Source organism: Caloranaerobacter ferrireducens, assembly GCF_001730685.1.
Lineage (GTDB): Bacteria > Bacillota > Clostridia > Tissierellales > Thermohalobacteraceae > Caloranaerobacter > Caloranaerobacter ferrireducens.
In genome coordinates, this window is the sequence record NZ_MDJR01000001.1 from 614,245 (window position 1) to 627,380 (window position 13,136).

Here is a 13,136-nt window from a genome sequence, read left to right on the forward strand (position 1 = left end):
TTTTATACTAAAACATTTTCACCCTTCCTGCATATAATGTTAGGAGGGGTGTTTATTTTGAAACAAGCTAGAAATAAAAAGAAGAAGACCTTTATTATATTAGTTGTAATACTGGTTTTAATGATTTATGGATTTATTATAATAGATAGAAATATCAAACCAACTGTTTTAGCTATTTGTGAGGCTAAAGCAAGAATGATAGCAACGCAAGCAATAAATGATGCAGTACGAGCAAAAATAAATGAAGATATTAATTATAATGATTTAATTTTTCTAAAATATGATAATCAAGGTAAAGTTACAATGATGCAAGCCAATACAGTTTTAATGAATAGCATTGCATCTGAAGTAGCATTAGAAGTTCAGGAAAACATGAGACAAATAGCAGCAAGTAATATAAAAATTCCTTTAGGTAATGCGCTTAACAGTCAGATACTATCTCAATGGGGTCCCAAAATAAATATTAATATAGTACCACAAGGTACAGTAACTGTGGATTTTACAACAGAGTTCGAGGAATCAGGCATAAATCAAACTAGACATAAAGTTTTTCTAACGATAAAAACTAATGTAAGAATTATAGTTCCTTTGACTTCTGATACAATACAAGTATCGACTAATGTACCAATAGCTGAAACAGTAATAGTAGGAGATGTGCCACAATATTATATTAGAGTGCCTGAAAATGAAATACTAAATGTCGTACCTGATTAGGTATGTATGGAAATAAATTTTAAATTGGTATATTATATTATTAGCAGAAAACATAAGTATAGAGGTGAATTTATGGTAATTTACAGTAATATACCAGAAGATGAAAGAGTTCTGTTAGTAGGGGTAGACTTACAAAAAAAATCACAGATTAGCATAGAAAGTTCAATGAAGGAATTGGAGGAACTAGTAAAGGCTGCTGGAGGGATACCAATTTCAAGTATTGTTCAAAAGAGAAATAAAATAGATTCTTCTTATTTTATAGGTAAAGGAAAAGTTGAGGAAATTAAATTATATTGTGATGAGTTAGATATAGATACTGTTGTTTTTAATGATGAACTGTCTGGTATGCAAATTAGAAATATCGAAAATATAGTAGAAAGAAAGATTATTGATAGAACTACATTAATATTAGATATTTTTGCAAATAGAGCTACAACTAAAGAAGGGAAATTACAAGTTGAATTAGCACAATTAAAATATAGATTGCCTAGATTAGTAGGTTTAGGTAAATCTCTGTCAAGAACAGGAGCGGGTATTGGGACTAGAGGCCCAGGAGAGAAAAAATTAGAAATTGATAGAAGGCATATATTGAGGAGAATTTCAGAAATTGAGAGACAATTACAAGAAGTGAAAAAAGTTAGAGAAGTTAAGAGAAAACGTAGAGACAAGTCTTCATTACCAATCGTTGCTTTAATCGGGTATACAAATGCAGGAAAATCTACACTATTAAATACTATTTTAAATATTTGTGGTGAAGATTTTGAAAATAAAGAAGTATTTGCATATGATATGCTTTTTGCTACATTAGAGACAACACTAAGAAGAGCAAAACTGCCTAATGGACATGATTTTTTGATAACAGATACTGTTGGTTTTGTAAGTAAATTGCCAACTCATTTAATTGAAGCATTTAAAGGTACTTTGGAAGAAATAAAATATGCCGATTTATTACTTCATGTAGTTGATTGTACTAATAAAGATTTAGATATACAGATTAAAACAACATTAGATATTATTAAAGATTTGAAAGTTTCCGATAAACCTATTATAACTGTTTTTAATAAAGTAGATAAAATTAAAGACGAAGATCTGGTATATAATATCAGTGGACCCAAATTGTTTATATCTGCAAAAGAAGGTAAGAATATAGATAAATTATTGAACATGATACAAGATTATTTTAGTAAGAAATATTATAAGGTAGCCCTTTTGGTTCCTTATAGTGATTTAGATATAATGTCGAAATTTTTTGATACAGCTAAAGTAGAAGAATATATTTATCAAGAAAATGGTGTTTTGATAAAAACTGTATTGGATGAAGCAAATTATAACAAGTATTCTAAATATGTAGTTGAAAATAAGGATGATACTATATGAAAAAAATTGAACTTACTTGGAGTAATATAAAAAAATTAGAAGAGCATCATATAACTTATTTGCTATATTTAGAAGGTAGGAGTATTGATGAAATTTCAATTATTAGAAGAATGCCTAAAGAACAAGTTGAAAGACATATTTTAGAATGTAAGATTGGTTTAAGCAAAAAAACATCAGAAGAAGATTTACTAATTAAAATAATTAGTTTAAATAAAGAGGATAGACTTGAATATTTAAATAGAATAAGTAAATCTGAGAAAGAAGCTTTAGTAATGGAAATATACAAGAGATATATTAAATTTAAAAATCCTGAGGACAGAATGATTTTAATATGGTTAATAGGAGAGCTTAAGGATAAGAGGTTATTACCTTTTATTAGAATGGAGCTGAGAAGTAAGTATGTAAATTTAAGGAGATTATGCTGTTCAGCACTTGGTAAAATAAAAGATGTAAAAACAAAGGATTGGTTAGAAGAGGCATTAGAAGATATAAATCCTCAGGTTAGACAATATGCAGCAAAGGCTTTAGAATATGTAGGGGATGTAGAAACAATTAACAAACTTAGAGAAATAATTGTTGATAAAAAAGAAAAAGATTATGTAAAAAAAGCTGCTTATAATTCATTAGTCAGTATTGAATCAAAATCAGCCAATTAGTTTTTTAGTATTTTCAACTATTTTAACTAATTTATTATATGTTAATATTGTACCGTAAGCAACTATAGGACGTCCAAATGCAACAAGATTAAGTCGTCTTGAGCTAAAGCCTCCTATTTTCATTAAGATATTTACACCATCCATTGTATTAACTAATAATAAATCGTTTTTATTTCCTCCAGCAAGCTCCCATGCATCTTTTATTGCTGGTATTACAAGATGTGGTACAAATTGTCTGCTTAAAGTAAATACTTTATGTCCATTTTCATCTATACCACGGAAAATTATTTTACCTTGGTCTTTTTTATTTAACGTATCAAAATATGATAAAGATAATATATCTCTTAAACTAGGCTTTCTATTATTTGGAAGTATACCAAGATGAATTGCAGATGCTATTGCAGAGGAGTGAGCTCCACCGACACAATGATAAATTATATACATCTAATCACCTCGTGAGAAATTAATACAAATATAATTTTCCCAAATTTTAATAAAATAATTATAATATTTAAGATTTAAACATAAACTAGTTGCAAAAGAAAATTTCAGAATTATATTGCAATTAAAAATTTTTTAAATTATAATAATATTAAAAAGTGGGAGGGAATACCAATGCTGTTTAGAAACTGTGCTGGTGGTGTAGTGTTTTATGGCGACAAAGTTTTTATTTTAAAAAATGAAAAGGGTGAATGGGTATTACCTAAAGGAAAGATTCGTAACGAATTCCTAGCGCATGAGACTGCAGTAAGTAGAGTTAGGGAAGAAACAGGGCTTGAAGTTTCTATTGTATCAACTGCTGGGGAGACTAGTTACGAATTTTTTTCTATTACAAGACAAAGACCGGTTTGTAATGAAATAATATGGTATATCATGGAGGCAAAAAATAAAGACTTTGTAATAAATAAAGATGAAGGTTTTAAAGATGGTGGATTTTTTGATGTTGAAGATGCACTTAAGTTAATTACATATAGCCAGGATAAGGCTTTAGTTAGTTTATCATTTAAAAAATATCAAAAACTAAGAGATAAACAAGTAGCTTATGTATAGGGCAGTTATTGCCCTTTATTTTTTTTATTCAAATGATTATAATTAAAATAGTCAAAAGTGCTGAAGCTAGCATAAAAGGGGAGATTCAGAATGAAAAACAAATATAAAACATTACATGAATATGGCAAAAATGAGATTGTTATTAATAAGTCAAAATTTATTGGATATGCTAAGCCTATAAATAGTGAAAAAGAAGCAATTGAATTTATTAATGAGATAAGGGCTAAGCATAGAGATGCAACACATAATGTATATGCTTATGTTTTTGGTGAAAATAATAACATTCAAAGATATAGTGATGATGGAGAACCTAGTGGAACTGCAGGTATACCGGTTCTTGAAGTTATAAAAAAGGAAGATTTAAGAAATGTCGTTGTTGTAGTAACTAGGTATTTTGGTGGAATTAAGCTGGGAGCTGGAGGATTAGTTAGAGCTTATACAAAGGGTGCAAAGATTGGTATTGAAGCTGGGATTATTGTTGAGAAGATATTATTTAAAAGAATAATGGCGAGAATAGATTATACTCTATACGGAAAAGTTGAAAATGACTTGCTTAGAGGTGGTTATATTATAGATAATGTTACTTATGATACAGCAGTAAATTTAATTATTTTATGTGAAGTAGATAATGTAGAGGAATTGAGAAATTTACTAATTGACATAACTAATGGTAGAGTACAAATTGAAGAATTAGACGAAGAATACTATTCTGTTAAGGATGGTAAAATATTTAAATAATATTGTTCTTTTTAAATAAAAATATTTAATTATTTATGATTTGGAGTTATAATATACGTGGGTATGGTATATATTATTTAAACAGGAGGTATAATTATGGATAAAATTGATATGAATAAAAAAGAAATGCTAGAAAAGAAGGTGTGGGCAGTAGTAGGTGCTACAAATAATAAAGAAAAATTTGGTTATAAAATATGGAAAAAGTTAAAAGATAATGGATATGAAGTTTATCCAGTAAATCCAAAATATGATAATATTGACGGTGAAACTTGTTATCCTACATTAAAAGATTTACCTAAAATACCTGATGTAGTTGATTTTGTTGTTCCACCTAAAGTAACGTCAAAAGGTGTAGACCTTGCACATGAACTTGGAATAGAATATTTATGGTTTCAACCAGGAACAGCAGACGAAGAAGTTATTGATAAAGCCGAGAATTTAGGTAAAAAAATAGTTTTTCATGATTGTGTTTTAGTAGCATTAGATTAGCAAAAAGGTTCCATTATGGAGCCTTTTATTTTTTTTTGTAGTAAAATTCATAAATTCCCATGAAAAACAGAAAAACTGCAAAAATTTTTCTAAGCATTTCTGGATTGATGTTAACTGCAATCATAGAACCTACGAATGCACCAATTAACCCAGTAACAATTATTGGAAAAGCTATTTTTAAAAGTATATTTCTATTATAGAAATGAATGAATAATGCAGTTATTGCAGTTGGTATAAATACTAGAAGATTAATACCTTGAGCTTCATGTTGGGTTAAAGTTGTAAATAAGATAAGACCAGGAATTAGTATAGTACCGCCGCCAATACCTAAACCACTTATTATTCCAGAAAAAAAACCTATAATAAACAGAATCATTTAATCACCATCCTAATTGCTGCGATAATCATAAAAATGCCAAAGATTTTTCTTAGTATATTTGTAGGAATTTTATTTAATAATTTTGAACCTACTATACTTCCTAAAATTGCTCCGATAATCACAGGTATTGCTACTTTGTAAACCAACATCCCCTGTTTTAAATAAATAAAAGTACTAATAAAGGTAATAGGTAAAATTATAGAAATTGCTGTAGCGTGAGCTTTATGTTCTTCTATACCTAATAAAAATACAAGAGAGGGTACTATAATAGTACCTCCACCTGAACCAAATAGACCATTAATTATTCCTGTTATAAAACCTACTAGTAAAGACTTATATATTTTTTTATTTAATATCATACTATCACCATAAAAGATATTTTATTTGTAAATTTTCCTTAAATAAGTTTAATTATTCACTTGACAAAAATTAATATAAAAAATATTATATACATATAAACCAATAAGAATACTAGGAATTAAAAGGAGGGTTATTATGGTTTATAATAGTATAATAGAAACGGTAGGGAATACTCCTATAGTAAAGTTAAACAGAACAGTTGATGAAAATAGTGCAGATGTATACGTAAAGCTTGAATATTTTAACCCTGGAAGCAGTGTTAAAGACAGAATTGCTTTAAACATGATTGAACAAGCAGAAAAAGAAGGTAAATTAAATAAAAACTCAGTTATAATAGAACCTACTAGTGGAAATACAGGTATAGGATTGGCTATGATTGGTGCAGCAAAGGGCTATAAAGTTGTTCTAGTAATGCCGGATACAATGAGTTTAGAGAGAAGAAACTTATTAAAAGCTTATGGTGCTGAATTAGTATTGACTCCTGGTGCAAAAGGTATGAAAGGAGCAATAGAAAAAGCAAAAGAACTTCTAGAAGAAAATGAGAATTACTTTATGCCACAACAATTTGAAAATCCGAGCAATCCTGAAATTCATAGAAAAACCACTGCGCGAGAAATTATAGAGCAAATGAATGGCCAATTTGACGTATTTGTGGCTGGAGTTGGTACAGGTGGTACTTTGACTGGTGTGGCTCAAGTTCTAAAGCAAGAAATGAAAAATGTAGAAATAGTAGCAGTAGAGCCTGAAAAATCACCTGTTTTATCTGGAGGTCAACCTGGACCACATGGTTTACAAGGTATAGGAGCTGGTTTTATACCAAAAGTTTTGGATAAAAGTCTAATAGATAGTATAGAAAAAGTAAGAGAAGAAGATGCAATTAATACAATAAGAAAAATAGCCAAAAATGAGGGAATATTACTTGGTATATCATCTGGTGCAGCTATATATGTAGCTTTAAATAAGGCAAAAAAATTAGGAAAAGGAAAAAAAGTAGTTGTAATTGCTCCTGATAATGGAGAAAGATATTTAAGTACAGGAATATTTGAGTAAACTATCATGGCATTACTTTTCATAACAAAGGGTTATCAACATTAAAAATTTAATTATCTTATTTTAATGTTGATAACCCTTAAAATTATGTACTAGGTATCTATGATTGTTGCAAAGTTATAATTTTTCTCCACATTCATTACAAAACTTGGCATTTTCATCATTTAGTTTACCGCAATTTCTACATCTAATTTTGACAATTTCTTTTGTAGCCGAAGAAGATTTTACATTGAAATTCTTTAAAACATCTACATTTTCAACAACATCATTGATCATTTTTCCTTTTGCGATATTAAATGGTTTTAAATCTTCTCTAGCTTTTTCTGGATCAAGTACGATTCCTGAACCAGCAGCTCCTCTTTTCCCAATGTTTTGTAAAATAGCACCTGCGATTATAAGACCCATACCGATTGGAGCTCTAATAAATGCAGAACTAATACCACTAAAGTTTGGTTCATTAATAGCTGTAAATCCAATGAAAAATACAGAGAAGAACATTAGAAAACCAATGATTGTGAGTGAAATGCCTATGTAGTATGTGACTTTTCTTTTAGTAGAAATTTTATTTGACACAGAATCCCCCCAATCCCCCAATATTAATTCTATTGATAATTTATTATATACAAAGTAAAGATAAACTTCAAACTGGCTGTTAGCTAATAATATTTGACAGATAAAAATATATTTGCTACCCTATACTATAGATATATTTATATAAATCGATATTTTATGAACATTTATGATTTTGATTTTATTCTAAACTTGATGCTACGTAACACTTAATGGAGGGTAGTAATATGGAAAATATAGAAAGAGTATGCGATAATCTAGTAAATTGGCTAAGAGATAAAGTACAAGAAGCAGGATGTAAAGGTTTAGTTGTTGGACTAAGTGGTGGTATTGATTCAGCTGTAGTAGCTGCTTTAGCTAAAAGAGCTTTTCCTGAAAATTCATTAGGTGTAATAATGCCATGTCATAGTAACAGCAAAGATGAGGAACATGCTAGATTAGTAGCAGAAACAATAGGTTTAAAAACAGTTAAGGTTGATTTATCAAAAACATTTGATAGTTTATTAGATGAGTTAAAAGATGATGGCTCTAATTTGTTAGCAGTATCTAATATAAAACCAAGATTAAGAATGACAATACTATACTATTTTGCACAAAAAAACAAATATTTAGTAGCAGGTACAGGTAACAAAAGTGAGTTGACTATAGGATATTTCACTAAATATGGTGATAGTGGAGTAGATTTACTTCCTATTTCAGACTTTGTTAAGTTTGAAGTAAAAGAGTTAGCGAAGTTCTTAGGCATTCCTGAGATAATTATAAATAAACCACCTTCAGCAGGCTTGTGGGAAAATCAAACTGATGAAGACGAGATGGGATTTAGTTATAAAGAGTTAGATTCTTTTATACTAACAGGTGAAGCTGATCCAAAAGTGAAAGAAAAGATAGTCAGAATGAATAAATTGAGCGAGCATAAAAGAAGAATGCCGTTGATGTTTAAGAGAGAAGAGTAAAGGCTTTGCCTTTGCTCTTTTTTTATGGTATATTATTTTCGATAGATTATTCATATATAATATTGAGTTATTTTAATTTTTATATATTTAGAAGGAGGTTAAATTATGGCAGGTCACTCAAAATGGGCTAATATAAAACATAGAAAAGGGAAACAAGATGCTAAGAGAGCAAAGATTTTTACAAAATTAACTAGAGCTATAATAGTAGCAGCTAGAGAGGGAGGAGCAGACCCAGAATATAATACTGCTTTAAAAACTGCTATTGAAAAAGCAAAAGCTGCAAATATGCCAAATGATAATATAGAAAGAGCAATCAAAAAGGGTGCTGGAGAGTTAGACGGTGTTAACTATGAAGAAATAACATATGAAGGTTATGGACCAGGTGGAATTGCCGTATTAGTAGAAGTTTTAACTGATAATAGAAACCGTACTGCATCTGATATAAGACATTATTTTAGCAAATTCGGTGGAAATTTAGGATCTACAGGTTGTGTTTCATTTATGTTTGATAGAAAAGGTGTATTAATCATAGAAAAAGAAGATGGAATTGATGAAGAAGAACTAATGATGCAGGCTATAGAAGCAGGAGCAGAAGACTTCATAACTGAAGAAGAATATTTTGAAATAACTACAAGTCCAGAAGATTTTGCAAATGTGAGGGATTCATTAAAAGAATCAGGATATAATTTCACAACAGCAGAAATTTCTTTTATACCTCAAAATACAAGCAAATTAACTGATGAAGATGATATCAAGAATATGACTAAACTTATAGAGGCTTTAGAAGATAATGATGATGTACAAAACGTATATCACAACTGGGATATGCCAGAGGACTTGGAGTAATTTAGTTTCATAATACACTTCTAAATTCAATTTAGAAGTGTATTTTATTTTTTGAAAAATATTTAAGTAATTTTATCAATATATTAAATTAAGTTATTTTGCCTATTGACTTATTAGTAATTCTAAAGTAGGATAGATAGAGTCTACTGTTATTCAAAGATAAAATGAATTAACTTTATCAAAGGATAATATAACTAAACACTTAGTTTATGCAAAGAAAAAAGAGTTATGTATGTTTAAACCTCCTTTTTTATGGTAATAATTGCTAGATGGAGGGATATCTATGTCAACTGCGCCCAAAAAGCTATGGGATATATATGAAGGACTTAAAAATCAGTTTTTATTTCATAATGATATTAATTCAATCTATATCCTATTAGCTTTATATGACTTGGAAGAAAATATAAGTAATATACGCCCTAAATATACATGTACAAAAAGTATTAAAAGGCGTATTAAATATATATTGAAAAATAGGACAAACAGAGAATTAATAGCACGGAATATAAGTGTATTAATTCATGAAGATATAAATAGATTGGAATTATGTTTTTATTTAGAAGGCTATAAGTATGGCTACAATAATAAAAAGTGGGTAGATAGATTAGAAAAGAAAGCTATAGAATTACATGGACTTGAAGGGCTTTATAACAATAATTATTTATTTCACTATGACTTTAGTAATCTTGATGTAATTGAGTTAAGAAGAGCTTTAAGGAGAGAAATTGATAGTAAAGAGAAGAAAGATAGGCAAATTGAGGGTTTAGTTTATACATTTTGCAACAAAATTATAAAAAAGAAGATAAAGGATTTAGATAAATACGTAGATAAGCAGCTAAAAATAGACTTTAATCCTTATAATTACAGTATTAAGGAAGAGGATTATAAACTAAAGGAAGAAGAACAGGATAAAATTTATCATTCTGTTGTAAGTGTTATTATAAAAAATGTAAAAGATATATACAAAGATGCAAGTTGGTATGCTATCAATGATAGGGTTCTGAAAAGGTATATATAATATATTTGAATGTATAGAATTTGGTAATTTGGAAAAAATATTCCTCAAGAGATTAGGAGGGATATTTATGAAAAAATTTTCAAAAGTTGCATTTGTAACTTTTGCATTTTCATTACTTTTAGTTAGTTTTATATATGGATATAATATTGGGAATAAGAAAGCTATTGAGAAACCTCAAAAGGAATTAGCAATTAAAGGTACAGAAAATAATATTATTGACTATAAAAACGATAGCGATGTTGAGAGCGTAGAGAAAGAAGAGAATGTTATTGGACCTAATACTGTTATTGAATATATAAATTATTATAAGAAATGCAATGATACTTTAACTCAAATAGTAGAACCTGAAAAAGCAATAATAAATTTTAATGAAGAGGATTATAAGAAGTATTTAGAAACAAATCATCCAGATTGGCAGTTATTATCTTTTTCAAGTGAAAAAGTTATAGTTAAGAGAGAGTTAGATAGATATTGTCCAAATCATTATATAATAAGCGTTAAAGATAATAAGATTGCTATATTCAAGTTTAATGATATGGGTGAAAAAGTATTAGTTGAAATAATAAATAAATCTGTATCAACTTTAAAAGAAATAGATCAGGAAAAATTAAAAAAAGGTATAGTAGTAGATTCGGAAGAAGAAATAGGAGATATTTTAGAAAATTTTATAAGTTAAAAGCTAGGATAATGTTAATACCTAGCTTTTTTGTTTTAATTAATTATGGTAAAATACTTATATAGCATATTTACTAAGTATAGATTTTAAAGTATAATACGAATGTATGTTTGTATAGGGAGATGATTTAATGATTATAGTAGGAATAGATCCAGGAATTGCGATAGTAGGTTATGGTATTATTGAGAAAAAGGGGAATAAACTTAAAGCTATAAAATATGGAGCTATAACAACTGAATCAAATATTTCATTACCATGTAGGTTAAAAATTGTTTATGATGAGTTAACAAAAATCCTTCTAGAATACAAGCCAGATGCATTAGCGATAGAAGAACTTTTTTTTAATAAAAATGTAAAGACTGCTATTACTATTGGACAAGCTAGAGGGGTCGAAATACTAGCAGCTGTTAACTGTGGAATAGATATTTATGAGTATACTCCACTTCAAGTTAAGCAAGGCGTTGTAGGTTATGGTAGAGCACAAAAAAAGCAAGTTCAAGAAATGGTAAAACTATTGTTAAATCTAAAAGAAATTCCAAAACCAGATGATGTTGCAGACGCTTTAGCTGTTGCAATATGTCATGCACATTCAGGTAGGTTCAAAGATTTATTTAAAATTAAATAATTAGGAGGAATTAGATGTTCAGTTATATAATTGGTGATATAAGTGAAATAGGAGAAGATTACATAGTAATAGATAATCATGGAATTGGCTATTTTATCAATACTTCAAAAAATACAATTTGTAATTTGAAAGATAACTTAAAAGGTATAAAAATTCATACACATTTTCATGTGAGAGAAGATGGTATTAGTATATATGGTTTTATTAATAAAGAAGAATTAGAAATGTTTAAATTATTATTATTAGTATCTAAGATAGGTCCTAAAGTAGCTCTTGGTATACTTTCATCATTAACACCAGATAGTATTAAACAAGCAATACTAAATGAAGATATAAAATTACTTTCAACAGCCCAAGGAATAGGATTAAAGACAGGTAAAAGAATTGTTCTAGAATTAAAAGATAAAATAAAAGATGAGGTATTTACAGAAACTAATATTTTTAAAGGAGATTCATTTATTGACGAAGCTGTTGGTGCATTAATTTCTTTAGGTTATAGTAGACCAGAAATAAACAATGTTTTGTCTAAAACTGATATATCAGGTTTGAAAACAGAAGAAATAATTAAGATTGCCCTAAAGAAATTGTCAACCAAGTAGGGAGGAATAATATATGAGTAGTATAACTGAAGAAAGTAGGATAATTACAAGTAATTTAAAGTATGAGGATTATGAAATAGAAAACACGTTAAGGCCGAGAAGAATTGATGATTATATTGGACAAAATAAAGTAAAAGAAAAGCTTAAGATATTTATTGAAGCAGCTAAGAGACGAAATGAATCATTAGACCATGTTTTACTTTATGGACCACCTGGTCTTGGAAAGACAACATTAGCTAGTATTATAGCAAATGAAATGGGGGTTAATATAAAAATAACATCAGGACCAGCTATAGAAAGACAGGGCGATCTTGCTGCGATACTAACTAATTTAGAAGAAAATGATGTTCTTTTTATAGATGAAATACATAGATTGAATAGAAATGTTGAAGAAATTCTTTATCCGGCGATGGAAGACTACGTATTAGATATAGTTATAGGAAAAGGTCCTAGTGCTAAGTCAATAAGGCTAGATTTATCTAAATTTACTCTTATTGGAGCTACAACGAGAGCGGGTTTGTTAACATCACCATTAAGAGATAGATTTGGAGTTATATGCAAATTAGATTTTTATGATGTAGAAAATTTAAAAAAAATAATTATAAGGTCAGCACATATTTTGGGTGTAAAAATTGATAATGATGGTGCTAATGAGATAGCAAAGCGTTCAAGAGGAACCCCTCGTATTGCCAATAGACTTCTTAAAAGAGTTAGAGATTATGCACAAGTTGTAGAAAATGGAATTATCACAAAAAATGTAGCCCAAAAAGCTTTAGAGCTTTTAGAAGTAGATGAAATGGGATTAGACAACGTAGATAAAAAATTATTATATACAATAATATATAAATTTAATGGAGGACCTGTAGGACTTGATACGTTAGCAGCTTCTACAGGGGAAGAAAGTAATACTATAGAGGATGTTTATGAACCGTATTTACTCCAGCTGGGATTTATTAATAGAACACCTAGAGGTAGAGTTGTAACTAAAAAGTGTTTAGATTATTTTAATATTAAAATAGATGAGTTGGGGTGAAAA

Annotated in this window: 18 protein-coding genes; 14 read left to right on the forward strand and 4 right to left on the reverse strand. The window is 28.7% G+C overall.

What is annotated here, in order from left to right; all coding sequences use genetic code 11:
* Window positions 1-57 precede the first annotated feature (57 nt).
* From yunB to BFN48_RS02955, 3 genes are all read left to right on the forward strand, one after another.
* The gene (gene yunB / locus BFN48_RS02945) at window positions 58-714 is read left to right on the forward strand and encodes a sporulation protein YunB (protein WP_083238756.1); all 657 of its coding nucleotides are present in this window, start codon (window positions 58-60) and stop codon (window positions 712-714) included.
* A 72-nt stretch (window positions 715-786) separates the two neighbouring features.
* Window positions 787-2,091, forward strand: a complete 1,305-nt coding sequence (gene hflX / locus BFN48_RS02950) for a GTPase HflX (protein WP_069649368.1) — start codon at window positions 787-789, stop codon at window positions 2,089-2,091.
* Window positions 2,088-2,747: a HEAT repeat domain-containing protein gene (locus BFN48_RS02955; RefSeq protein WP_069649369.1), complete on the forward strand. Its 660-nt coding sequence runs from the start codon at window positions 2,088-2,090 to the stop codon at window positions 2,745-2,747. Before hflX ends, BFN48_RS02955 begins: the two co-directional genes overlap by 4 nt.
* Here BFN48_RS02955 and BFN48_RS02960 read toward each other — a convergent pair.
* Window positions 2,736-3,191 (reverse strand): DUF3189 family protein, encoded by a 456-nt coding sequence (locus tag BFN48_RS02960; protein ID WP_069649370.1) that lies wholly within the window; start codon window positions 3,189-3,191, stop codon window positions 2,736-2,738. The genes BFN48_RS02955 and BFN48_RS02960 overlap by 12 nt on opposite strands.
* Window positions 3,192-3,362: 171 nt before the next feature.
* Here BFN48_RS02960 and BFN48_RS02965 point away from each other — a divergent pair, with 171 nt between their 5' ends.
* From BFN48_RS02965 to BFN48_RS02975, 3 genes are all read left to right on the forward strand, one after another.
* Window positions 3,363-3,797 carry an NUDIX hydrolase gene (locus tag BFN48_RS02965; protein WP_069649371.1) on the forward strand — a complete coding sequence of 145 codons (435 nt, stop codon included), beginning with the start codon at window positions 3,363-3,365 and terminating at the stop codon, window positions 3,795-3,797.
* Between the two features lie 90 nt (window positions 3,798-3,887).
* A complete protein-coding gene (locus BFN48_RS02970) occupies window positions 3,888-4,535 on the forward strand; it encodes a YigZ family protein (RefSeq protein ID WP_069649372.1) in 648 nt (215 codons plus the stop codon).
* Between the two features lie 96 nt (window positions 4,536-4,631).
* Entirely contained in the window at window positions 4,632-5,024 is a 393-nt protein-coding gene (locus tag BFN48_RS02975) for a CoA-binding protein (protein ID WP_069649373.1), read from the forward strand.
* A gap of 25 nt (window positions 5,025-5,049) precedes the next feature.
* On the opposite strand, the gene BFN48_RS02980 is transcribed toward BFN48_RS02975, so the two are convergent.
* Window positions 5,050-5,400, reverse strand: coding sequence for a sulfite exporter TauE/SafE family protein (locus BFN48_RS02980; RefSeq protein ID WP_069649374.1), 351 nt, complete (start codon window positions 5,398-5,400; stop codon window positions 5,050-5,052).
* Window positions 5,397-5,762 (reverse strand): sulfite exporter TauE/SafE family protein, encoded by a 366-nt coding sequence (locus tag BFN48_RS02985; protein ID WP_069649375.1) that lies wholly within the window; start codon window positions 5,760-5,762, stop codon window positions 5,397-5,399. Before BFN48_RS02985 ends, BFN48_RS02980 begins: the two co-directional genes overlap by 4 nt.
* A gap of 136 nt (window positions 5,763-5,898) precedes the next feature.
* On the opposite strand from BFN48_RS02985, the gene cysK reads away from it, so the two are divergent.
* Window positions 5,899-6,813, forward strand: coding sequence for a cysteine synthase A (gene cysK, locus BFN48_RS02990; RefSeq protein WP_069649376.1), 915 nt, complete (start codon window positions 5,899-5,901; stop codon window positions 6,811-6,813).
* 117 nt (window positions 6,814-6,930) lie between these two features.
* On the opposite strand, the gene BFN48_RS02995 is transcribed toward cysK, so the two are convergent.
* Window positions 6,931-7,386: a zinc-ribbon domain-containing protein gene (locus BFN48_RS02995; RefSeq protein WP_069649377.1), complete on the reverse strand. Its 456-nt coding sequence runs from the start codon at window positions 7,384-7,386 to the stop codon at window positions 6,931-6,933.
* Window positions 7,387-7,610: 224 nt separating this feature from the next.
* On the opposite strand from BFN48_RS02995, the gene BFN48_RS03000 reads away from it, so the two are divergent.
* From BFN48_RS03000 to ruvB, 7 genes are all read left to right on the forward strand, one after another.
* Complete coding sequence (locus BFN48_RS03000) at window positions 7,611-8,336, forward strand: NAD+ synthase (RefSeq protein WP_176718803.1); 726 nt, start codon at window positions 7,611-7,613, stop codon at window positions 8,334-8,336.
* A gap of 105 nt (window positions 8,337-8,441) precedes the next feature.
* Complete coding sequence (locus tag BFN48_RS03005) at window positions 8,442-9,182, forward strand: YebC/PmpR family DNA-binding transcriptional regulator (protein ID WP_069649378.1); 741 nt, start codon at window positions 8,442-8,444, stop codon at window positions 9,180-9,182.
* A gap of 283 nt (window positions 9,183-9,465) precedes the next feature.
* Window positions 9,466-10,200: a hypothetical protein gene (locus BFN48_RS03010; protein WP_069649379.1), complete on the forward strand. Its 735-nt coding sequence runs from the start codon at window positions 9,466-9,468 to the stop codon at window positions 10,198-10,200.
* A 67-nt stretch (window positions 10,201-10,267) separates the two neighbouring features.
* Entirely contained in the window at window positions 10,268-10,876 is a 609-nt protein-coding gene (locus BFN48_RS03015; RefSeq protein ID WP_069649380.1) for a BofC C-terminal domain-containing protein, read from the forward strand.
* A 130-nt stretch (window positions 10,877-11,006) separates the two neighbouring features.
* Window positions 11,007-11,501, forward strand: coding sequence for a crossover junction endodeoxyribonuclease RuvC (gene ruvC / locus BFN48_RS03020; protein ID WP_069649381.1), 495 nt, complete (start codon window positions 11,007-11,009; stop codon window positions 11,499-11,501).
* 14 nt (window positions 11,502-11,515) lie between these two features.
* Window positions 11,516-12,100, forward strand: coding sequence for a Holliday junction branch migration protein RuvA (gene ruvA, locus BFN48_RS03025; protein ID WP_069649382.1), 585 nt, complete (start codon window positions 11,516-11,518; stop codon window positions 12,098-12,100).
* A gap of 13 nt (window positions 12,101-12,113) precedes the next feature.
* Window positions 12,114-13,133 (forward strand): Holliday junction branch migration DNA helicase RuvB, encoded by a 1,020-nt coding sequence (ruvB, locus tag BFN48_RS03030; protein WP_069649383.1) that lies wholly within the window; start codon window positions 12,114-12,116, stop codon window positions 13,131-13,133.
* The last annotated feature ends 3 nt before the right edge of the window (window positions 13,134-13,136 follow it).

Excerpts from the sequence above, each read along its gene's own strand:
- hflX (WP_069649368.1), top strand. The coding sequence starts at position 787 with ATGGTAATTTACAGTAATATACCAGAAGATGAAAGAGTTCTGTTAGTA.
- BFN48_RS02955 (WP_069649369.1), top strand. The coding sequence starts at position 2,088 with ATGAAAAAAATTGAACTTACTTGGAGTAATATAAAAAAATTAGAAGAG.
- BFN48_RS02960 (WP_069649370.1), bottom strand. The coding sequence starts at position 3,191 with ATGTATATAATTTATCATTGTGTCGGTGGAGCTCACTCCTCTGCAATA.
- BFN48_RS02965 (WP_069649371.1), top strand. The coding sequence starts at position 3,363 with ATGCTGTTTAGAAACTGTGCTGGTGGTGTAGTGTTTTATGGCGACAAA.
- BFN48_RS02970 (WP_069649372.1), top strand. The coding sequence starts at position 3,888 with ATGAAAAACAAATATAAAACATTACATGAATATGGCAAAAATGAGATT.
- BFN48_RS02975 (WP_069649373.1), top strand. The coding sequence starts at position 4,632 with ATGGATAAAATTGATATGAATAAAAAAGAAATGCTAGAAAAGAAGGTG.
- BFN48_RS02980 (WP_069649374.1), bottom strand. The coding sequence starts at position 5,400 with ATGATTCTGTTTATTATAGGTTTTTTTTCTGGAATAATAAGTGGTTTA.
- BFN48_RS02985 (WP_069649375.1), bottom strand. The coding sequence starts at position 5,762 with ATGATATTAAATAAAAAAATATATAAGTCTTTACTAGTAGGTTTTATA.
- cysK (WP_069649376.1), top strand. The coding sequence starts at position 5,899 with ATGGTTTATAATAGTATAATAGAAACGGTAGGGAATACTCCTATAGTA.
- BFN48_RS03000 (WP_176718803.1), top strand. The coding sequence starts at position 7,611 with ATGGAAAATATAGAAAGAGTATGCGATAATCTAGTAAATTGGCTAAGA.
- BFN48_RS03005 (WP_069649378.1), top strand. The coding sequence starts at position 8,442 with ATGGCAGGTCACTCAAAATGGGCTAATATAAAACATAGAAAAGGGAAA.
- BFN48_RS03010 (WP_069649379.1), top strand. The coding sequence starts at position 9,466 with ATGTCAACTGCGCCCAAAAAGCTATGGGATATATATGAAGGACTTAAA.
- BFN48_RS03015 (WP_069649380.1), top strand. The coding sequence starts at position 10,268 with ATGAAAAAATTTTCAAAAGTTGCATTTGTAACTTTTGCATTTTCATTA.
- ruvC (WP_069649381.1), top strand. The coding sequence starts at position 11,007 with ATGATTATAGTAGGAATAGATCCAGGAATTGCGATAGTAGGTTATGGT.
- ruvA (WP_069649382.1), top strand. The coding sequence starts at position 11,516 with ATGTTCAGTTATATAATTGGTGATATAAGTGAAATAGGAGAAGATTAC.
- ruvB (WP_069649383.1), top strand. The coding sequence starts at position 12,114 with ATGAGTAGTATAACTGAAGAAAGTAGGATAATTACAAGTAATTTAAAG.